Annotated in this window: 19 protein-coding genes; 16 read left to right on the top strand and 3 right to left on the bottom strand. The window is 31.9% G+C overall.

The window, feature by feature from the left end; genetic code table 11:
- Nucleotides 1-78: 78 nt before the first annotated feature.
- Nucleotides 79-366, bottom strand: a complete 288-nt coding sequence (locus ACIQ7L_RS25365) for a hypothetical protein (RefSeq protein WP_400572645.1) — start codon at nucleotides 364-366, stop codon at nucleotides 79-81.
- A 465-nt stretch (nucleotides 367-831) separates the two neighbouring features.
- Between ACIQ7L_RS25365 and ACIQ7L_RS25360 the strand changes: the two genes are divergently transcribed.
- From ACIQ7L_RS25360 to ACIQ7L_RS25350, 3 genes are all read left to right on the top strand, one after another.
- Nucleotides 832-3,189, top strand: coding sequence for a DNA topoisomerase (locus ACIQ7L_RS25360; protein WP_400572643.1), 2,358 nt, complete (start codon nucleotides 832-834; stop codon nucleotides 3,187-3,189).
- A 119-nt stretch (nucleotides 3,190-3,308) separates the two neighbouring features.
- Nucleotides 3,309-4,229 (top strand): hypothetical protein, encoded by a 921-nt coding sequence (locus ACIQ7L_RS25355; protein WP_400572641.1) that lies wholly within the window; start codon nucleotides 3,309-3,311, stop codon nucleotides 4,227-4,229.
- On the top strand, nucleotides 4,226-6,430 hold the full coding sequence (locus ACIQ7L_RS25350; protein ID WP_400572639.1) for a type IV secretory system conjugative DNA transfer family protein: 2,205 nt from the start codon (nucleotides 4,226-4,228) through the stop codon (nucleotides 6,428-6,430). Before ACIQ7L_RS25355 ends, ACIQ7L_RS25350 begins: the two co-directional genes overlap by 4 nt.
- Before the next feature lie 222 nt (nucleotides 6,431-6,652).
- Here the strand turns inward: ACIQ7L_RS25350 and hpf are convergent, their stop codons facing one another.
- Both hpf and ACIQ7L_RS25340 read right to left on the bottom strand, forming a co-directional pair.
- Nucleotides 6,653-7,192 (bottom strand): ribosome hibernation-promoting factor, HPF/YfiA family, encoded by a 540-nt coding sequence (gene hpf, locus ACIQ7L_RS25345; RefSeq protein WP_400572637.1) that lies wholly within the window; start codon nucleotides 7,190-7,192, stop codon nucleotides 6,653-6,655.
- A 157-nt stretch (nucleotides 7,193-7,349) separates the two neighbouring features.
- Complete coding sequence (locus ACIQ7L_RS25340; RefSeq protein ID WP_400572635.1) at nucleotides 7,350-7,697, bottom strand: hypothetical protein; 348 nt, start codon at nucleotides 7,695-7,697, stop codon at nucleotides 7,350-7,352.
- A gap of 237 nt (nucleotides 7,698-7,934) precedes the next feature.
- On the opposite strand from ACIQ7L_RS25340, the gene ACIQ7L_RS25335 reads away from it, so the two are divergent.
- From ACIQ7L_RS25335 to ACIQ7L_RS25275, 13 genes are all read left to right on the top strand, one after another.
- The gene (locus tag ACIQ7L_RS25335) at nucleotides 7,935-8,090 is read left to right on the top strand and encodes a hypothetical protein (protein WP_400572633.1); all 156 of its coding nucleotides are present in this window, start codon (nucleotides 7,935-7,937) and stop codon (nucleotides 8,088-8,090) included.
- A gap of 99 nt (nucleotides 8,091-8,189) precedes the next feature.
- Nucleotides 8,190-10,637, top strand: coding sequence for an AAA family ATPase (locus ACIQ7L_RS25330; protein ID WP_400572631.1), 2,448 nt, complete (start codon nucleotides 8,190-8,192; stop codon nucleotides 10,635-10,637).
- 214 nt (nucleotides 10,638-10,851) lie between these two features.
- The gene (gene iscB, locus ACIQ7L_RS25325) at nucleotides 10,852-12,111 is read left to right on the top strand and encodes an RNA-guided endonuclease IscB (RefSeq protein ID WP_400572629.1); all 1,260 of its coding nucleotides are present in this window, start codon (nucleotides 10,852-10,854) and stop codon (nucleotides 12,109-12,111) included.
- A 105-nt stretch (nucleotides 12,112-12,216) separates the two neighbouring features.
- Nucleotides 12,217-12,525 (top strand): hypothetical protein, encoded by a 309-nt coding sequence (locus ACIQ7L_RS25320; RefSeq protein WP_400572628.1) that lies wholly within the window; start codon nucleotides 12,217-12,219, stop codon nucleotides 12,523-12,525.
- A 97-nt stretch (nucleotides 12,526-12,622) separates the two neighbouring features.
- Nucleotides 12,623-13,009, top strand: a complete 387-nt coding sequence (locus ACIQ7L_RS25315; RefSeq protein ID WP_400572626.1) for a hypothetical protein — start codon at nucleotides 12,623-12,625, stop codon at nucleotides 13,007-13,009.
- Nucleotides 13,010-13,036: 27 nt separating this feature from the next.
- On the top strand, nucleotides 13,037-13,294 hold the full coding sequence (locus ACIQ7L_RS25310) for a hypothetical protein (RefSeq protein ID WP_400572624.1): 258 nt from the start codon (nucleotides 13,037-13,039) through the stop codon (nucleotides 13,292-13,294).
- 296 nt (nucleotides 13,295-13,590) lie between these two features.
- The gene (locus ACIQ7L_RS25305) at nucleotides 13,591-14,094 is read left to right on the top strand and encodes a hypothetical protein (RefSeq protein WP_400572622.1); all 504 of its coding nucleotides are present in this window, start codon (nucleotides 13,591-13,593) and stop codon (nucleotides 14,092-14,094) included.
- Nucleotides 14,095-14,483: 389 nt separating this feature from the next.
- A complete protein-coding gene (cas3, locus tag ACIQ7L_RS25300) occupies nucleotides 14,484-16,571 on the top strand; it encodes a CRISPR-associated helicase Cas3' (RefSeq protein ID WP_400572620.1) in 2,088 nt (695 codons plus the stop codon).
- 108 nt (nucleotides 16,572-16,679) lie between these two features.
- Nucleotides 16,680-18,731: a class I SAM-dependent methyltransferase gene (locus ACIQ7L_RS25295; RefSeq protein WP_400572618.1), complete on the top strand. Its 2,052-nt coding sequence runs from the start codon at nucleotides 16,680-16,682 to the stop codon at nucleotides 18,729-18,731.
- 63 nt (nucleotides 18,732-18,794) lie between these two features.
- Nucleotides 18,795-19,175: a hypothetical protein gene (locus ACIQ7L_RS25290; protein ID WP_400572617.1), complete on the top strand. Its 381-nt coding sequence runs from the start codon at nucleotides 18,795-18,797 to the stop codon at nucleotides 19,173-19,175.
- Nucleotides 19,176-19,476: 301 nt separating this feature from the next.
- Nucleotides 19,477-20,127 (top strand): CRISPR-associated endoribonuclease Cas6, encoded by a 651-nt coding sequence (locus ACIQ7L_RS25285; RefSeq protein ID WP_400572615.1) that lies wholly within the window; start codon nucleotides 19,477-19,479, stop codon nucleotides 20,125-20,127.
- Nucleotides 20,128-21,510: a hypothetical protein gene (locus tag ACIQ7L_RS25280; RefSeq protein WP_400572613.1), complete on the top strand. Its 1,383-nt coding sequence runs from the start codon at nucleotides 20,128-20,130 to the stop codon at nucleotides 21,508-21,510.
- 24 nt (nucleotides 21,511-21,534) lie between these two features.
- Entirely contained in the window at nucleotides 21,535-22,533 is a 999-nt protein-coding gene (locus ACIQ7L_RS25275) for a DevR family CRISPR-associated autoregulator (protein WP_400572611.1), read from the top strand.
- Nucleotides 22,534-22,536 lie beyond the last annotated feature (3 nt).

Raw genomic sequence — 22,536 nt, 5'->3', positions numbered from 1 at the left:
TGATTTTAGACTACTGAATTCTTTTTTCTCTTCCTTATAATTCTATTTTATCAGGAAAGTTATAAAGATAACCTTTCCTTATTTTTTATTCATTTCAGTTTCTTTCACTACTCCAAGACCTTGTAATACAGTATCTAATTGACCTTCAAGGCCCATCGCTTTCATTCTCTCCCGAATCTCAGGTAAATATTTTACACCCTCTGTTAGGAAGCCAGATGCCAGATGCTGAATATTAGCTAAGTTTTCTTCTTTTACTACATTGTTAAGCTCTTTTTCACTAATAGTATCCTTACCTTTTTTTGTATCAGCAGATAACATATCAGAAATATCTTGACCACAATTATTGAACACATTTTGTTTTTCCATTTTAAAACAACCCCTTTAATTAAAATTAAACTTTATCTTTTAAAACTCAATAACATATTATTTTTTATTATCTATAACATATATTTTTTCATGATTATAGTAAATCATTTAAAGTGTCTATCATGTTCGACAATATTTATAACATAAACCACCTCTATTTTTATAAGAGCTATACATTTCTTAGTTATTATGAATGCACATTAGAAGATATTAGCGAACATTGTTGCTATCCCCTACTAAAATCAACTTATTTCAACAAATTCAAAACCCCTCCGAAACATAAACCTATATACAAGATAAAAAATCAATTCAGCATAATAGAAAATATAATTTTATTAATTCATTTACAAAAGACATAGAATATCTCAAAAAGAAACATAGTGAATCAAATATACGTTCATTGAATTTAGTCAATGAATAATATATAATATTGACTATAGTTAACGAAATGGAGATGGTGTAATAATGGCAAGAGCTTTATTAATTGCAGAAAAACCAAGTTTAATGAGAGACATCCAGAGTGCATACAACACTTATGGACACAAAGATATTATCGAGTTTAAATCTTTCGCAGGACATACAATGGGATTGATTGCTCCTGATAAGTATAAAGAGGAATGGGCAAACTGGGATTTAGCTACCCTTCCATTGGTTCCTGATAAGTTTATTTACCAGCCGACTAAGGACAAATTAGACATGTATAAAGATATTAAAAAGACTATTGAAAACGGTAACTACGACTATCTCATTAATGGGTGTGACCCAGGGAGAGAAGGTCAACACATTTTCTTTAGTTTCTATGATTCTATTGGGTGTAACTTACCTGTCAAAAGAATTTGGCACAATGATATAACTGCACAAGAATTGAAGAGAGCATTAAATAACTTAAGAGATGAAAGCGAGCCCGCTTTAGTTAACATGACCAAAGCCAGTAAATTACGTGCTTATTTCGATTGGCTGATTGGAATGAATTTCACAAGAGCCTTTTCCATTGTAGGCGGTCAAAAAATGAATTTAGGGCGAGTCATGACTCCTACCCTAAAAATCTTAGTTGATAGAGAACTTGAGATTAAGAATTTTATCCCTAAAGATTTTTGGGAAATCGAGGCTGATTTCGGGAAATATAAAGGTCTTTACTTTAATAAAGATGGTGGTACTCAATTTTCGAAACAAGTGGATGCTCAAAAGATTATTGATTCTTTAGGAATTAATAGTACGGTAAAAGTTGTAAACCAAGAAAAAGATATTAAATACGCTCCTCAGTTGCATTCTTTATCAGCACTACAAAATGAAGCAAACTCAACGTATGGATATACAATGAAGGAAACATTAAGTATTACTCAGACTTTATACGAGAAAAAATTTGTTAGTTATCCTCGTACTGATAGTTCACATCTAACAACAGCTATTAGCAAAGAATTTCCTAATATGCTTAGACCTTTACTTCAGATTTCAGAGTTAGCAGATAAAACAAAGGCCGTAATAAATGATTCTAAACTCCTTTCAGACGTAGCAAGTAACAAAAAATATGTTGACGATAAAAAAGTAAGTGACCACTATGCTATTGTACCTACAGGATTAACACCAGACTTTGGTCGATTAACAGATAAAGAAATTAATATTTATATGTTAATTGTAAAAAGATTTTTAAGTGTCTTCTTACCTCCTATGGTCAGTCAAAAAACAAGTGTAATTACTGAAAATAACGGTCACTTATTTAAAACATCAGGCAGTGTATTAGAATCTATGGGATTTATGGCACTTTACAACTACAAATCTAAAGACAATATCATTCCATCATTAAAAAAAGGTGAAATTGTTTTATTAAAAAACGCAAATTTACTTACAAAACAAACAACTAAGCCTGGTAGATTTACGGAAAAAGTATTAAATACAGCAATGGAAAATGCAGGTCGATTTGTAGATGATGAAGAATTGAAACTTGTCTTAAAAAAATCAAAGGGAATTGGTAGACCTGCGACACGAGGCGACATCGTTGAAAAATTAGTCTCTCTAAATATGATTGAAAGAAAGAAAACCTCTTTATACGCAACGGATTATGGAATCGGCATTATTCAATCCTTAAATGGACATGATATTACATCCCCTGAGCTTACCGCTACATGGGAAGAAAAATTGTTAGACATTGAAGAAAGCCAATTTGACCCAAATGTCTTCTATAAAGAAATGATTGCATACATCCAAAAAGAAGTTGAGGATTTAAAACAATTAAAAGTGTTTGTATCCTCAAGTAAAGAATCACTTGGTTCTTGTCCGAAATGTGGCAAGCATGTCATTGAAGGTAAAAAGTTCTACCTATGCGAAGCATATAAAAATGGTTGCGATTTCCTATTTGGAAAATCTTACTTAGAAGCAAAAATCACTAAAGCTGAAATGAAAAAGATTTTAAGTGGAAAACCTTCTAAAGAATTAGAATTCGCAAAAGGTGAAAAGAAATGGAAAGCAAAACTACAAGTAAACAAAAACAAGGGTTCCATTGATATGTTATTTGATTCAGATAATAAAAAACCTAATACAACAAAGTCTTCCTCTTCAAAAACTGAAGTGATTTGCAAATGCCCTAAATGCGGAGAAAATATAAAAGAAACAAGTAAATATTATTTATGCGAAAAATATAAGGAGCCTTGTACCGTAATTATTGGAAAGGAATATTGCGGAGCAACGATTACAAAATCAGATGCCATTGCATTGCTAAGTGGAAAAGAAACAGGTGAAAAGAAAGTGACATGGTTATCTGGAAAAACAGGGACTGTAAAACTAAAATACACAACTAAGGTAGAGCCTGTTTTTAATAATAAATAATAGTCTGTTAGAGAAATAGGTTGCGAGATGATGAATAGAACATCTCGCAACCTATTTTTTTTATTAAAATTCCCCTTTCTGTATAAGATATAGGACTTGTTTTTTAAGGAGGGGATTTTATGAAAAAAGAAAAAGTTTTACTTGGTTTACTTGGAGCAACAGTTGTAGTTGGTATTGGGTCAAGTATATGGTTTGCAGTAGCAAATCCTTTTGCGAAAGAAGATAAAGCTGTAAAAGAAAAAGTGATTCAAAAAAAAGAAGAAACAAAAGTCGATAAGCATTTAGAAAAGTATACACCATTATCCAAAGAAGAAATTTCTAAAATGACAGAGAAAGAGAAAAAAGACATGGTAGGTGGAGATGGTGCAAATTACGAAAGCAATTTAATGAAAGTTGGTCAAAATCGTGGAAAAGAAGAATACCCTGAAGATAAAGCAAAAGCTCTTGAAAAAGAATTAATTCAACTTTCAAGTTCAGCGAGTTATGACAAGGTATTGAAAAAAGTAAAAGAAGAGTTGGGAGATTACCAATTCACCACGGGTATAAATACAAAAATCGCATCTATTTATTATGATGCATCAATTATGATGTCAACATTAACAGCTCCTGATTTTCAAAAAGGAAAGATTGCAAAAAACATGCGACACCCTGAAATGATGGTAATCGGTACAATCATGTTACCAGAAAAAGAAAGACGAGATGTTATTCATGATTTTGATAGTTTATCACCAATTGTAAATGGAGATGTAAAGATACTGAATCACGAGGTCCTTCGTGGTGAGAGCAATGACCCGATGCTAAAAACCATTCAAAATACAATGGTTGGGGCTGAACGTGTTCATAAAATTGAATTTGAGATAGAAAAGAAAAATAATTTGATTGCGTATGTGATTGAATATAATAACGCAACTTTAGAATATTACGGTATGTATGCTCCAAAAGACAAAACATATCACTATAAGACTATTCGATTCTTTAAAGATATGGACAAAGACTTCGATAAACACCAAGCCTTGCAAGAGGATGGTGATAAGAAATGAATGAACGATTATCAAAATTAAAAAACAGTTCTACTCTACAACAAATGGGAGAAAACATTGGAGGCATTATGATTGGCATGTTTGCCTTTCAATGCAGTATGCTGATGACCATTTTTTTATTTAAAAAGAGTTTCTTTTTTATTCATTTAGGGATTGCATTGCTAATTACTTTAGGATTTCTATTTCTAAAAGATTTTGCCGATGATAAGAAAAAATCATTTGCATTAAAGATATTGAAACTTTCACTTGTTATAGGGGCATTAGCTTTATTTGACCATTTCATAATCTCTGGATTAAATCACATCCAAGACCCTAAACTCTATAGCAGTATGATTAAGGTGATTTATCTTGTTGATTTTGCAATTATTATTAGTTCTATTGCTATTTTTAGAAATGAAGAATTCAAAAACAAAATGACAATGGTATCAGAAACCTCTATATGGGATTCTTTAGCAGGTGGAAAAGTAGAGGAAATAAAACAGGGTGATGCTGTACTTGGTAAAAACATTGAGACACAAAATCCTGTAATCTTGCCTTTGAAAGATAGATATCTTCATATGTTGGTTTTAGGTCCAACAGGTTCTGGTAAAACATCTCAAACAATCATTCCTATGATTCATAGAGATATGCAAAATCCAGAATTAGGGGTTACAGTTATTGAACCAAAAGGTGATTTAGCAGAAAAAATCTTTGCCATGGCAAGATACTATAATCGTGAAGTACAGTATTTCAACCCTGTTCTTCCAGATTGCCCTTACTTCAACCCACTTTTCGGAGATGAATCTGATGTTATTGAGAACATGGCGACAACATTCAAAATGTTAAACCCTGATTCTCCACAATTCTTCTTAGATATGAATGAAAACTTAATTCGTAATGCATTAAAAGTATTAAAACGTTTATACAAAGATGATGCTACATTAATTGATTTATCAACATTGCTACACAATACAGGTGGCGGTGGAAAGAAAATGGTACAAGAGTTTTCTAAACTACCTTCAGAAAGTGATTCTATGGCAAAAGAAAATAATGACATTGCATTGTGGTTCTTAAATGATTATTTTACTGGAGCTACAGGTGATAAAGGAGCTACTAAAACATATGAACATTGCTCAGGTGTTCGCTCTCAAGTAGCAAAACTCGTTTCAAATAAATATTTAAGACGAGTACTTAATCCTCCTAAAGGTCGTGGTTCAGATGTTGACTTTGATAAATCACTTGCAGAAGGTACGATTATTACAATCGCTACTGCTCAAGGTAAGCTAAGGGATTTAGGTAAGTATTTAGGTTACTTCATTATTCTCCAATTACAATCCGCTGTATTTAGAAGACCAGGTAATGAAAATACAAGACGAGGAAACATGCTATATATTGATGAATTCCAAACTTATTCAAATCCTGGGTTTGCTGACATGTTAACACAAGGACGTTCTTATCGTGTAGCATCACATTTAGCAACACAAAACCGTGCCTTAATTGGTATGGGTAGTGGTAAAGATGGTAAAGACTTTATTGAACTCGTTTCTACAAACGCTCGTAATACCATTATTTATCCTGGTGGTAATGCTCAAGATGCTGAATATTACTCTAAACAATTCGGTGAAATCATTGAAAAAACTACGCAAAAAGGATATTCTCAGCAAAAATTCAGTATATTGGGAGGGCTTGGGCATAGACCAATTAATGAAAGCTTTAGAGAAGCAGAGGAAACAAAAGCAAGATATTCTCCAACTGATATTATTTATCGTGAATTTGGACAGATTACTTATTGTTTAATTAAAAACAATAGTATTCAAGCCCCTGGTGTTAGTAAAATCGAGTATATTCCACAAGAATTAAATGATTTATTGGATAAAATGGTGGCTGAGTACAATGAAGAACAAGATAAAAAATATCACAAGGAGTTCGGTTCTTCAAAACCTTCTGAAGATACAAATGTCGATTTAACAAAAGAAAAATTAGTTGAAGAAGCAGTTGTAAAAGATGTTGTGATAGAAGAGCCAAATAAAGTCTATCCATCAACCGCCGTAGTACTTGACCCTCTTGCTGAAGTAGAAAATGATGATGGTGATACATTTGTTGACGAGGGAGAATTAGGTGCTAAGATAAAAAGCACGACTGTACTTTCAGATAATGAGTATCAAAGAGGTGCAAGCTCATTCCATCCAAGCATAAATGATGAAGAAGATGAGTTGATTTAAATTTTATACCATTTATCCCTATTTATGAGGCAGGAGGAGAATGGTATTTGTATATCATTTTCCTGAATTAAAAAAATATTATATATAAGATACAATAAAAGTGATATTACCAACAAAGAATAAAAAAAAGATAAGCAATTAAATGCTTATCTTTTTTTATTTATATATATTACATATACAAAATAAAATATTATTTTATTTTGTAACAATTAATAAAAATTCTTATGCGCAACTTTCAATAATTCCATAATTCCCATCTGTCCGTGTATATAAAAGACAAATCACATTATTTAACTCTGCATTTACAAATAAAAATTGTTTATGGCCTAAAACCCTCATTTGAAGAATCGCTTCTTCTTCATGCATAGGTTTCAATTCAAATTGTTTGCGTTTTACAATTTTATCTGTAATTTTTATTTCTTTCTTGTCTATTTCGTCAGTATAATACAGAGATTTTCTTTGCATTTTGTCCAATCTTCTCATTGATTTTTCTAAATCTTTTGCAGACGTTATTTGTCTTTTGATTTTATCAACTATATCATCCAATGCTACATAAAAATCTTCGTCTTCACTTTTCGCACGAATAAATTGACCATTATATGGTGCAGACACAGATATCGTTAATTTCTTCTCCACTTGTACAGTAATACTTACAATTGTATCTCCTTTTAGGAATTTATTTAAAAAATTCAGTTTTTTATGCATTGCATCTTTCATTCCTTCTGTAAGAGATACGTGTTTTCCAATCATTGTTAATTTCATATATAACATCTCCTTCCTAAAACCCTAATTCAAAAGTTAGTAATTCAGAACAAATTCAATTATTCTGTATGTTTTATGATATTAAACTTTTTCTGTTTTCATAATGAATAGAGTGTCTGAGTCACGTTTTAGAAAGAGAGCGTTTTGCAAATGTCTGTTATCTCCGAACTCGTTTCATAAAATCCAAATCTCTCTGATGACCTTCTTCTTTTTCTAATAGTACATATTCTCTTCTTAATAACTCTCTTATAAGTTCAGATTGACTAATTTCTTCACCATGTATTTTTTCATAGCGTTTCTGTAGAAATTTAATATGTTTTGAATCCTCATTGTTTGCACAAAAAACTTCTCTATCTCCTGCATTGTATTCTATCTCTATCATGTTTCTTAATAAATCACTTTGATTAATAGTGGCTCCTCCATACTTTCTTTGATGTCTCTCTTGTAATTTCTCAATTCTTTCAACATCAATTTTTCTCGCTCCAAAAGATATTGTTTTGAACACCTATATATCCCCCTTTATTTCTTTTTAATTATCCTATCCTTTCTAAAAAGAAAAGTATGTCGTTTTTTAGACAATGTTTTTTATTATTTTTATCAAACGCTATCGGTTATTAGCGAGACCATTACGAGCCTTTGTAGATTATTAGCGTATCTTAGACGTATTGGCTTGCACACATTCTATTGAATAACCGTTTTATGAATTGAGTAGGATGAGAAAATACAAAAAGGAGATGATTATATGTCTGGGAAAAAGGAATATCTTATGTATTCTCTTTTTATTCTTATAGGGTTTATATGTGCTTTGTTGGTTTTTTTGCAATTTCAATCAGGAGATATCATTCAAATCTGCCCAACCGATGGAATAGATTCACAATATCAGAAGATTTTTGCTTAAAACATTTATATTGACTATAGTTAATATAAATGTTAATATCTTAACTATAGTTAGTAAAATAAAATTTACAAAGAACGGATATGTAAGGAGGGGTTAGTTTTGGGGAAAAGTATGCGATTCCTCTATTTTGGAGATATGCACGAAAGACCTTCTGTTCCAACAAATCGAATAGATAATTATCATGAAAGCATTACTGCAAAACGAGAAGAAATCAAAGCATTAGCAAAGAAATACGATGTAAAGGCTTTTTTACAACCAGGTGATTTTTTAAACTCACATACATACCAAAATGAATTTCTATTAGATGTGGTAGAAAAATGGAGTATGGTAGATACATTTGATTTGTTTAAGCAGTTGTCATTTGGACAATTATCTATGGAAAAATTACGAGATATTTTCTTAGATGCAAAGCAAATCCCTATGATTGGTGCAATTGGAAACCATGAATTGATAGGTGATTCATTAAAGAGTTATAACAAGACAAGCCTTCGTTTTTTAGAACGAATTGGGTTTATGCAGTTAGCTTCAAAAGAAAATCCTATTATATTTGAAATGGAAAACGGAAAAACTATTGCTATTACAGCTACCCATTATCATAATGGTATAGATAAAAAAGAGAATCTTTCAGATTATATCATTGAAGAAAAAGCGGGCGATTACCACATCCATATCGTTCATAGCTATTTAACGAATAAGGATATGGGAAACTTGTTCCGACATACATTAGTTGATGAAATTGCTCCTTATACGAAAGCTGATTTAACAATTACTGGTCATGACCATATTGGATTCCCTTTGACAGAAATGGATGGTAAGTATTTCGTAAATCCAGGTGCGATTCCACGTATGAAAAATGACTTAAAAGAAATGAAACGAAAACCAAAAGTTCTTCTAATTGAAATTGATGAAGAAAGTGGACTTAAGGTAAAAACGATTTATTTAAAGAGTGCTAAAAAAGCTGAAGAAGTATTAGATAGAACAAAGATTATGCAAAAAAAAGAACAACAAGGAAAGATGGAAGAAATCAAATCTATTGTAAACAAAGCTAATATTGGAAAAGCTACAAGTATTACAGAAGTTATTCAGGTTATTTCTGAAAACGAAAATATTAAGAATGTAGTTAAAGATGAAGTAATTGAGCGAGTTACCTCAAAAATGAAATCTTTAATGAAAAATAATGTTGTAGCTGATTCTTATTACATTACAAAAATGGTTTTAGAAAACTTTCAATCTCACGAAAATACTGTTCTTGAATTTTCGAAAGGTCTTAATTTGTTCACAGGAGAAAGCGGTCAAGGTAAAAGTGCAGTTTTACGAGCATTTGCATTTATATTCGAAAACTTCGGTAGAAATCCTCGTAGGTTCATTAAAAAGGGTGCTGATTTTGCAAGAGTAACAATTTATTTATCAAATGGATATGTTATCTCTCGTATTGTAGAGAAATCTAAAAACGGGAAAAACGGTTATGAGATTTATAACCCTAAAGATGGTTCTGTAGAAACTACAAATACAAAAGCTTTGCCACTTGTACAAGAAATCCTTGGATTTAACAAATTGAACATTGATACAGGAAACGATGTTCCGATTAATTTCATGAAGCAAGGTACTTCTTGGTTTTTCGTTGGAGATGGTTATACTTCATCTGAAAGAGCTAAAATTGTTGGTTCTATCTATGGCACTCATTATGCTGATGCTGTAATTAAAGACCTTGAAGGTGACTTAAAAAAATATAACACTCAGCTTAAAACAACTGAGAAAGAAAAAAACGCTATTCAAAAAAATATAGATTCATTCTCATATCTTCCTCAAATGCACAATCAAATTACTGAATTAGAAAAATTAAACGTGGAAGTAAATGAATTAATGGCTAAGAAAGAAAAGATTACTTCTTTATTAAAAGAACGAGAATCTATCGAGAATAGAATTAGCGAGATTAATAACGTTATTAAGGATTTAAGTCATATTGAGAACTTATATTCTGAAATTCATCAAATAAAAGAATTTGTACAGAAAAGAAATGATATTCAAAGATTATATCGTTCGCTTACTACTATTATTGCCGATGGTAAAGAATCTAAACATGTAGCAGAACAATTAATGAGTTTACCAGATGCTCAATTATTGTTAGATGAGATTCAAAAATTAGTAACATCAAAAGCTGTTCAAGAAGAATTATTAGCAAAATCTATCAAACTTACAGAGACAAAAAATCATTTATCGAAGGAAATCAATGTTAGCAATGAAATTATAGAGAAAACAAATAGCTTATTAGAAACTAAAAAAATGTTAGTTGAATTAAAGGAATTAATGAGCAAAAAAGAATCTGTTCAATCTCTATTGAATAACTTAACTTCTATTAGTGAGGAAGAAAAGAAACACCAACGAAAAATTGAGCTCGTAATTTCAGAAAACGAAAAGTTAGTGAATGATTATAAAGTTTTATTAACTGAAGTTGGGAAGTGCCCCGTTTGCCACGGAACAATTGATAATGCTGTGATTAATAGAATTACTGATGAATATAGCGTCAATAACCCACCACTTACCTAACGATTGAAGTGGGGGCTTGCAAAAGTCCTGATTGACTACCCTCAGTCTGTTACAGGCTACGTTGGTTGAGTCATGACACCTACGGATACTCCTCAAGTTCGTAGCTCTGTCGTCTATGGTTAAAAGTTCTGTTGGGTAGGAACGGTGCTGTAGACACAACAAGCTCTTCCAACATTGGGTATGAGGCAAATCACTCCAAAAGGAGGTATACGTTATGTTCGTATACACATTGAATCAACAGGGACATCCTTTGATGCCCTGTTCACCAAGAAAGGCAAGACTTTTATTACAACAACAAAAAGCAAAGGTGGTTAAACGTACTCCGTTTACCATTCAACTTTTATATGGAAGTAGTGGGTACAAACAACCTATTTCATTAGGTGTCGATGCTGGCACAAAGCATATTGGTGTTTCCGCTACCATAGAACAAAAGGTAGTATTCGAAGCAGAAGTTCAGCTTCGTACAGATATACAAGACTTATTGGCAACTCGCTTACAATTTCGTAGAGCAAGAAGAAGCCGTACCACACGTTATCGAAAAGCGAGGTTTCTTAACCGTAAGAAACCTCAAGGATGGTTAGCCCCTTCGGTGCAACACAAAGTCGATTCGCATATCAAAGTGGTGAACCTTGTGCATAGCATTCTTCCTGTAACAAGGCTAATAATAGAAGTCGCTCAATTTGATACGCAACTTCTGAAAAATCCTTCTATTCAAGGAGAAGACTATCAACAAGGTGAACAAATGGGCTTTTGGAATGTCAGGGAATATGTCCTTTTTCGGGATAAGCATACCTGTCAACGCTGTAAAGGAAAGAAAAAGGACAAGATTCTGAATGTTCATCATATCGAGAGTCGTAAAACAGGTGGAGACAGCCCCGACAATTTGATTACGTTATGTGAAACGTGTCATGATGAAATTCATCAAAAAAGCTTAGAGCATACCATTCAACGAAAAACAAAAACATTGCGAGATGCCTCACAGATGACAGTAATGCGTTGGTTTATCTATAACGGAATAAAAGAGATATATCCACATGTACAACTCACATATGGATATATTACAAAGCGCACACGTATTACACACAAATTAGAGAAATCACATAAAGTGGATGCACGTTGTATCAGTGGATATCCATTAGCAAAGACAAGCAAAGAGGTGTACCTATTGAAGTTTGTTCGCAAGAACAACCGTCAATTACACAAAGCAACAATTGGTAAAAATGGAGTCCGTAAATCTAATAAAGCAGAACGATATGTAAAAGGATATCAGTTATTTGACAAAGTGGTCTATGAAGGGCAGGAGTGTTTTATCTTTGGAAGACGAAAAACAGGCTATTTTGACCTTCGCTTGTTAGATGGTACAAAGATACATGCCTCGGCCAGTGTAAAGAAACTCAAAAGGATTGAGTATGCTCAAACATTATTAATAGAAAGGAAAGAAAGCGATTCCTCCCTGACTTACGCTGTCGCTTAGAAGTCGGGGTATCCTCGCCTAAATATGATGAAGAAATTAGCTTCCTAAAACATTTGTAAGTATGTAAAAAATACACATTAAAATAAGAAGAAGGAGTGTTTATTTATGACGAATGCTACTAATATCGCATCACAAGTTGAAGAGTTTGAAAGACAAATTAAGGAAGGAGAAACAATTCGTATTCAGGCGACTACAGTAGTTAATACACTACGAGACCAATACAAGAAAGTTGCTGATGATTTAGAAACAATTGGTGTCAAACCCTCGGAAGCAAAAGCAAAAATAGAAGAAATAGATACGCAAATTCAAGAAAAACTTCAACAAATGAAAACTTTATTACCTACAGAAGTTATTAAGAAATATGCAAATCATGAATTTACAAGTGCTAATTCTTCAGGTAGCCACCCCTTTTAATTTTAGGAGGATTATTCCTCCTTTTATTTGTTTAGAAATGCGGAGATTTTACAGATAGTCAATTATTGATTCAGAAAAGAGAAGGAGATGATAATTAATGGAGTTTTCTATTTTGCGAGATGAGGTACTATTGATTAATCAACGAGGAGAAACAAAGACAGTTAAAGAAATAACTGATATTTTAAAAGGAGACGACCAAGATGAAAAGGACGAAACCCTTGAATTGAAGTGGTATCGTGCAAAAAAGGAAGACTTTAATTTTTCTGCTGACTCCTTAATTCGTTCTACACTATCAAATATAAATTGTGATATTCCAGAAAACTCAGAGTGGTACATGTCAGGATGGTATCATGAAGCCGTATCTTGTTTTAAGAATGAAGATATTGAGGAAATTCAGAAAATAATGGATAGATGCTTTGCTCGTTCCACAAATGTTTTTTCTTTTTATGTTGGTAGAGGAGAAGCTGTTGATATAAAAAGATAACCAAATGTTTATGAAAGAGGTGATTTAATGAGCAGACGTTCAGTAATCAACTCATTAGCCAATGCTATTATATCTATTCTTGCTATTAATCAATTTCCTGTAAACATGGAATTATTAATTGAAGAATTAGGCAGTCAATTAGAGTATGGAACTATACAAGAAAATTATAGTTGCATTATCAAAAAAGCAAATAATGAATGGTTTAATAATCAGATAAACTTTATTATTTATATAGATAAAAGGATAGTTATGAAGATAACCAGTACGCACTTGCACATGCATTAGGGCATCTATTTCTAAATATGCATTACTTAATAGATGAAGCAGACTGGAGAAAAACAAACGATTATTTTGATAGTATATATGAGCGATATGGATATGGCACTGAAGAGCGAGAGGCTGATGCATTTGTAGTCTCATTATTAATATCTGAAGGTGAGCTTTTTAGAAAGTGCCATGATTTTTTTACTTACTCAAAGAGCCTTTATATATGGAGCTACAAAATTATTTTTACGTCAGTTCGACAGTTATAAAAGAAAGATGAAGTATATATAAAAGCAATCAAGAAGGGAGCTATTTATATGAAAAGAAAAAACATGGATGTAACATGGAGAAGAAGAGCAAAACCTATCCATCCTACATATATTACAACACAAGAAGATTTAGAGACTCTCATAACTCATATGAGTAAAGAATCTCCTCAACGCACAACTGTCCGAGAAAAATTCGGTCAATTTATAGAAGAAAAGAAAAAATATTTAAATTCTTCAATGAGTGTTATGGACATTCGAGTATTCATGAAAGAAAGAGGATGGATTTCTGAGGATAAGATGTGTCATGATGATTATACGATTGTATTTAGGCGAGAAGATTGGCATGAAATTCAAGTTCCAAACATTCGTTTTTCAGCTTGTACAAGTGATAGAAAAGAAATGTATTCCATTGTATATAACTTAGCAAGAATATGCTTAAATAGTTGGGATGAATTTACGGATGCTGTTCCCTACCAAAAAGAGGATGGAACTATCAAAGAAAGTCTCCCATTAACAAAATGGTATCTGATAAAGAAACAAAGAGTAGGTTAACATTGACTTACTCTTTTATTTTATATTATTACCCATAACCCATAAATAATGTTTATATACAACGATATATTTTATATTATCAACATTTATTTTAATAAAAAAAATTATAGGTTAAATTAATATCTAATATGTTTTTTTAAAAAATAACTATCAAATAATATATTCTTTTATTTTATTTAGTGTTATCAAATTTGTTTCGATAAATTGCGTCATTATTTATGTTATCAATAATTAATACATGGTGTGCATCTTTAGATAGATTTAGTGAATATTAGCGATTCTTGTCTTGTTTAAGTAAAATATTCTTTACCATATTATATAATTTTATTGACCACAGTTTATAGAGAGTGTACTATTTAGTTTATAAACTATATGAATGAGGTGAAGTGATGGGGTTCATGCACACATTTCGAAATATTTTCAACTCATATAATTTGAATGACATCAAATTAACGGAACCTCAATCTAAACTTCTTCGAGTCATGAATAAAAGGAAAAATATTATTTTATTAAGTCCTTGTGGTTCTGGGAAAACTGAGGCATCGTACTTACTAACAAAACAATGGAATAAAAAAACAACATATGTATTACCCATGAAGACATTAGCAACCTCTATTCAAAGACGACTAAACACTTATGAGTCGTCATTAGCATCAGGTGAAAAATGGAGTATTCAACATTCTTCTGCAAGTGAGGATATGTTTCTTGATAGTCATTACGCAGTCACCACAATAGACCAAGTATTGTCAGGTTATTTAGGTATCGGAAGACAATCATTTATACGAGGGAAAAATTTAATGAGGAGTAATTTCATATTTGATGAAATTCAATTACTTGAAACGAATAAAACATTAAAAACGTTACTCTGTATGTTGGATTCCATCCATGGAAATGGAAATCAATTCATGATAATGACTGCAACTATGCCTAAATACTTAATGGAATTTATGGCGAATAGATATGATGCTGAAATCATTGAAGTTGAGAATCCTGTTATTAAAAATAGGAACATTTATATTTCTTATCAAGAGTCTATTGCATCTGAAACAATTGAATCTTTTAGCGAAAAGCAAATCATTATTTGTAATACACAAAAAGAACAAATTGAAGTTTACGAAAAGATAATCGATAAGGATAGAGTCATTCTCTTAAATAATAAACTACAACAAAAAGATAGAGAGTGTGCCGAAGAAGCTGTTATGAAGTATTTTGGAAAAGGTTCTCTTCCTAATGACAAGATATTAATATCGACTCAAATTATTGAAGCAGGAATGGATATTTCAGCATCTAAAGTATATTCTTCTCTTTGCTCTGTTGACAGTCTCATTCAACGTGAAGGTCGTGTTGCTCGTTGGGGTGGTGATGGATATTTAACTGTTTTTAGTGGTCATTACAAAGGTATCTATGACGAGGAAGTAGTTGTTGCAACCAAAAACAAGCTACTTGCCAATCAAGGGATTTGTTTTTCCTGGCAACTACAAAAACAATGGGTTGATGAAATAATGAGTCCTTATTATAAACAGTTTATTACTGAGAAATCACTAATGAAACATAAGAGAGCGATGAAAAAAGGAAGTCGTAATGATTTAATACGTGCGATTCAAAATGTTAACCTTATTGTTGATAATGAAGTAAGTGAAGACAGTTTCTTTAAAGAATCTATATCTATCTCGCTTTCATCATTACAAAAACTTGCTAAGACAAATAAATTGTATCGGTTATCAGGTGGGAATTTAGGTATTCTTGAGGAAATTCACTTCCATTCTGTACGAATCGGAGATACTTTAGTCATACAAGGTTCTGATAGTTTTTATGATTCTTGTGGATTTCGGATTGAAGATGGTCGCAATTGTATTTCTTTTGAAGATAATCAAAGAAAAAAAGAAAGCTTTAAATATGAAGATTACATAGAAGAAACATGGATAGAACATTCAGCAGAGATAATAAGAGTTATGAAGACAACTTTAACAAGAGATGGGGTTGTACAGAAAAGAAAAGAGATTCAACGTTATTCCCTTATTGCAGGTTTGCACGACTTAGGTAAATTAACAACTGCCTGGCAGAAATACATTGGTAGTGACGGAACCCCATTAGCTCACATGCCATTCCAACCACGAAAAGTTGGTTTGATTCGGGGCATAAAACATAATGTTGTATCCGCATTAGCCGTAAGACACAATGTTAGTAAATTAGAGTTTAATCTCATATTGCAACATCATGGCAGATTTATGCCAAGTGGTAGTATTCATAGAATTAACTCTTTTCAACTTATAGAAGATGCTCCTCAATTATTGAAGGAGATAGGATGGGAAGAAAACATTATCATTCAAGCAAATTCAGGTGAAATTACAGATGCCCATCTATTAACTCCTGGAGATAATGACTGGCCATTATTTGTATATCTCTTAGGGACATTAATACAATCAGATATACAAAGTATAAAGAATGTAAAACATAGAAAGGCACATTCATTCTAATAAATTTTAATTAAAAATAAACTATCTGTTATTCAAATACTATAAATATTCAAAGCTATGATTCTTAAATTTAAAATAGAGCTTATTGTTATAAAGGAGATAATAAATATGAAAAACATTGAAATGATTAATACATATCTTGCAGGTAAATTGCTTTCAACCCCAACTTGGCTAAAATATTTAATAGAAGCTGATGAAATTCATCAGAACTATGAGAATGTTGAATCTCTTAGTGAGCTTTCTACGAATAGTCTATTGCATTATGTATTACGCACTTTAGAATCGTTAGAAAGAATTTCTGTTGATGAAGAAACATATCGAATCATTGAAACAGTGTTAGTTTATAGCGAGGTAGCAAAAGGTGGTTCTTTTAAACAACGTGAAAGATGGTTGGCAAAAGGGTATAACCTTATGATTCATAATGAAGGCTCAAAAAGCATTTATCAAGAAGTCCATTTAGCTCCCTATATAAAGGAAGTAAAAAATCGAGGAGAGTTTCATTTAATTTGGGATTTAATTTTAACCCATGGACTAATCGGTCAGTATATTCGAGGCGAAGCACGTCTTGATTCACATCTGGAAATGATTAATCGTTTTTATCAAGGGCACTTTTCAGATGTTTACACTGAAGAAAAATTAAAAAATATTTTGTATTACTTAAATTTATGTATTATCGAGGGTGTTTCACCATCTTTATGGGCTGACGTAAAAGATGATGTAAAGGATGTAATTAACGGGTTGTTTAACGGGAATGTAGAACCTTTCTCTTCTCGTATGCATCGTTTAACACATCAACATAGAGAAACAGTAGAGGAAAAAGAAAAAATCATGGGAGACGAGGAACTTCTCGTTCAGAACTTCTTAGCAGATAAAGATTTATGGTACGTTGAACCTGCTATGCATGATTTAAATTTCGAAGATATTTGGACAATTTTCTTAATGATAAAAGATGCTGTATCTGACAGTAAGATTCATCACATTCACTTTGAAACATTAATGCAACAACTACACTATGACTTTAAAGGGAAGAAGCATAACAACGTATATCGAAAACGTGTTATCGAAAAATATCTACATGAATATCGTGAAAATAAAAATCCTGACAACACTCATGTTTCTTTTCATGTTGAGATGAATGAAGCTATGCAAACTGCACATGTTTCCTTTAAATTCTCTGCGGTTGGTGAAGCATTAATTAATTTCTGTGTAGAAGCAGAAAAAGTTGACATGATGCATAATCGTGCAAATATACTTTTATTTGACTTCTTTGGATTACGTAAGGATGCATATGATAGATTCCATAATGAAGAGATTTATTTGGAACACATGAACAGCTCTGCTGATGATAAAAGAATCATTTTAGACTATGTAAAAGGAGACACCATTGTTGATGTAGGACCAGGTGGTGGAGTCATGTTAGATATGATAGAAGAAGAGACAAATGGAAAAGAGATTTATGGAATTGATATTTCACAGAATGTCATTGATTCCTTGAAGCAGAAAAAACAAAATGAGTCTCGTTCATGGGATGTTATAAAAGGGGATGCTTTAAACCTTTTAGATTCATTTGAGAGAGAATCCATTGATACAATTATTTATTCATCAATTCTTCATGAACTATATTCTTATATTAGATTTGAAGGGAACCGATTTAATCATGCAGTCATTAAAAAGGGGCTAAAAAGCGCTTATGCAGTATTAAAACCAGGTGGTCGCATCATTATTAGGGATGGAATTATGACTGAAAACAAGGATTTAATGCGTGTTATTCGTTTTAAAGATGACAATGGAATGAAATTTTTGATGGAGTACGCTCATGAATTTGAAGGACGTAGTATTGATTATAAAGTAATCTCTGATGACACAGTAAGAATGCCTATTAATGATGCTATGGAGTTTTTGTATACATACACATGGGGCGAAGAGTCCTTTGGTCATGAAGTACAAGAGCAATTTGGTATCTTTACACCTAATGAATATAAAGAATTCGTATCCAGTATTTTTGGAGATACAGTAAAAATTATTAAATCCATAAATTATCTGCAAGAAGGATACACGATTCATTTAAAAGAGAAAATTGATTTGGAAGATGAATTTGGCAATTCAGTAGCACTTCCTGACAGTACATTCTTTATGGTTGTAGAGAAAATCGAACAATAGGTCAGTGAGCATTTTGTTGGGTTTCAATATAAGTAAAAAGTATTTGATAAGGGAGATAGAAAAATGTCTTTAACATATGATAAATTAATGTCTTTATTAGAATCTAATAAAGACATTAAAGAATTTGAACTTCGAGAGGGACACCCTCTTTTCCTTGGGATTTTAAAAAAGTTAGACGAGCCTATCATAATAAATGGTATGGTCTTTACCGAAGGGATTTTTTCTGAAAAATGCGACATTTTTGGGATTACTCATAGAAATGAGTGTTTGAATGTCTTGCAAGGATTTGAAAGCCTTACAAAAAAAACACTAACACCTAATGAGAAAAATAGTATGATTCTGTTTGATAACGATAAATTCAGATTAACTGTTTTTGATAAACCCGTTACCCCAAATGGATTCGACATTAGTTATCGGGAATATTTGATTAAAACAGTTGCCTGAACTCTTTATCTGTAAAGGCATCTAACTATCTTGGTATTATTCCAATAGAAAATCTTGTTTTTTACCATGTATGAATTCTAAACTTATTGTTATTAGCATTTATTTTATGTTTGCTATACTTTACAGTAGCTAACTATTAACTTTTTGTTTTAACAAAGGAGCCTATTTAATGGGTTCCTTTTATTTTTTATTTTTATTGACTATAGTTAATGAAAATATTATAATTTCCCTATAGTCAAAAAAGATAAGGCGTTTTTAGTCTTGACATACATATCATCTATTTTGAAAGGAGTATTTATATATGAGGATTAAAGTTTCTGGTAAGATTCTTTCCAAAACAAACCCAGAAAAAGTGTTTTATGCCCATGAAATGTATTCAATGCTATTAGGAACAATGAATCCTGATAGAGCAAAAGAACTTCATAATCAGCATTCTAAGAAGTTTCGATTGTTTACATTTTCAAATGTTTACATAAACGAGGATACATTTCATTTTTATTTGTCAGGAATGGACGATTTAATTCAAGAGGTAATTGATAGTATCGAGACATCGAATATGAAGCGAGTTGGAGATATGATGCTCTCTATTACAAACATTATTGTTGTCCCTGAATTACCAAAGAAAGATAAATATATTTTAAAAGGCAAAGTTATTACCAGTAATACGATTGACGGTTTAAAGGTACGGATTGAGGATGAAAAAGAAATTGAAAGTCGCTTGAAAGAGATTGCTCAAAGAAAATTAAAAGCAATGGGCGTTGAGGGTGATGTTTATTTTGAAATCATTCAAAAAACACCTGTTTCCACTTATTACAAAGACAATATCTATATCCCATCATGGAAGGCAGTTTTGTTAGTCAAGGGTGACTATGAGGCAATTCAGGCTATCTATGAAGTGGGAATTGGTGAAAATACAGCTACTGCCCATGGATTACTTTGGGAGGCTGTTTAAATGAAGCAACTAAAGATTTTAAAGGTAGAGAATCCTATCCAAGAGCTTTGTATTGCCTATGGTTTATTAGCCATTCTTCGCCAGAACGATGTGAATTGTAGGTTGATAAACAAGAAGGCATGTTATGTGATTTCAATTCAAGATGATGTAAATTACACAGAATTGTTCTTGGATGACTTACCTTTTGAAAAGGTAAACAATTTAAATTCCACTATTAATAAATCTGAAACAGAAAAGTTGTTGGCAAAAATCCATTCCTTCTTTGATTGTGAAGAGAACTTAGAAAATATATTTCGTTATTATGAAACATTGGATGATTGGTTCATTTCTTCCTATAAACGTGATGAAGGTGCTTTATATATCGGAACTTGCTTTTACAGTAAAGGGCTTCGCTCTTATAAAGCTCCTAAATCAGAAAGAATTTATCCTTTCGAGAAATTCCTTTCTTTTTTAGGATTTCATTATGCTTCCAGTTATGTTCGTCTTAGTGATGAGGTTGAGATTAGTTGGTTATTGGAACCGAAAGAAATTGAAGATGTTTTAAAGATTGAATTATTTTCTTACGTTGATAAAGAAACAGGAGAAGTGAAATCTCTTAGAAAGATTAGAGATGATTCTAAGGTTGTTACATTATCTCGTATTTATCTTGAAATTATCCAGTATTTGAAAGGCGAGCAAATTTCAAGTAACTATGATGGTTTATGGGTAATGCAGGTTGTACCAACAAATAACAAACCTTTAATGGATAAGGTAAAAATGTTTACTATTTTAGATTTAAACGAAAAATCACTGGAGGAGCTTTTGAAAAAGGTTACTTATTCCACTGTGAATCGAGATTGTAAATATGCGACTGCTTCTTATGTGCTAAGTCCAGATGCAGATAGCCTATTTAAGATGATACAGCAATACGTAAAAAGAAATGAAACGATTAGTGAGAATACTGCAAAGGAGTTATTAAAATTGAATGCATTCCAGGATATTTATAATGCTGAAGTAATTACAAAGTTAGGACGAGGATTAAATCGCTTAGTTCGAGATAAAAAAGGGCATTCCATGCAAGTTTCACTTATGTCATGTGTACACGAGGAAGACCTTATCAAGGTGCTACAAGAGATGTCTCTTTTATATAACAGGAATTATAAGACCTACTTGTTAAACGATGACAACATGAATGAATTAATGAGTCTTTTAAACAATGGTGTGAAATTAAAGACCCTTTCAAACCTAATTCTATTATCTTCAAACACTTTTAAAGAGAAAGTGAATAAAAGTGAAGAAGTCCTTGCTAATGATAATGAGACTTATATTCTAACAGATGAAAAAGGTCAACCTGAATATAAAAGTGTAGAAGAGAATAAAGAACTATTAAAAAATATAGCGTAAGCATACATACGGAGGAAATAACTTATGAAACGAGATTTAACAACAATTACAAAAGAGGATTATATGTGGAAATTACACTTTGCTTTACGAGTGGAACTTGTGGCAGAGGCATTAAATAACGAAGATACAATCGGCAACGTGACAAAAGGACGAGTTGTTACTTTAACAGAAGGAGATATTCGAAATGCATTATCTGGTCCTATGTTAAGCCATGTATTTGCAACAAACTTACGTGCATTATCAAATGTAGATGAAATTTGTAGCACATGTAAAATCATGTCTCCGATGCGAAATGGGGCAGTTCGTGAAATTGATACTACTTTATCTGCAAGTGGTAATCGAGTGAAAAACTGTGTAATTGATGACATTATGGGCTTTATGAATGCAGGTAAGGGTGCGAATGAAAAACGTGAAAAAGCAGTAAGCTTCTCTTGGGCGATTCAATCAAAAGGACCTGCTCCTTACACAGTATTACATAGTCGTGTTGACCCAACAGAAAAGAACGCAAAACCGAAACAAAAAGAGGATACAACATCAGATGCAAATACAAATAAAGACCAAAATACACAAATGTTATTCCATGGCACATTACGTTCTTCTGAATATGCTTTAGGAACACAAATGAATTTAGCTCGTATTGGGTTTGATGATGAGCGTCAAAAATATATTACTGAAGATAAAGAGCTGATTAAGAGTCGTATTAAAAAGGCAATATTCGCTTTCCGAAATACAATCTTAGATATTCATGGTGCAAAATGCTCCAGTAATATGCCTCACTTAATTAAAGTGACAGGTATTGTAACGGAGAAAACAAATGCTGTGGATTTAATGACTAAATACTCTGCGTTAAATGATGATTTTATTAGTATTCATAAAGGTTTATCTGAGGTTTCTTATGAGTTCAAAGATATCATCGAATTCAATCAAGTAATGGAAACATTATTAGATGATAATTACCTTGATTTTATGATTGAGCGAAACATGAGTTTCATCAGCTCTCAATTTGCAGAAGCAAGTAAGTAATAG

Source organism: Bacillus sp. NPDC094106 (assembly GCF_044764345.1).
GTDB lineage: Bacteria > Bacillota > Bacilli > Bacillales > Bacillaceae_G > Bacillus_A.
Note: the sequence above shows the minus strand (reverse complement) of the source record. Positions and strands in the feature narration are given on the sequence as shown.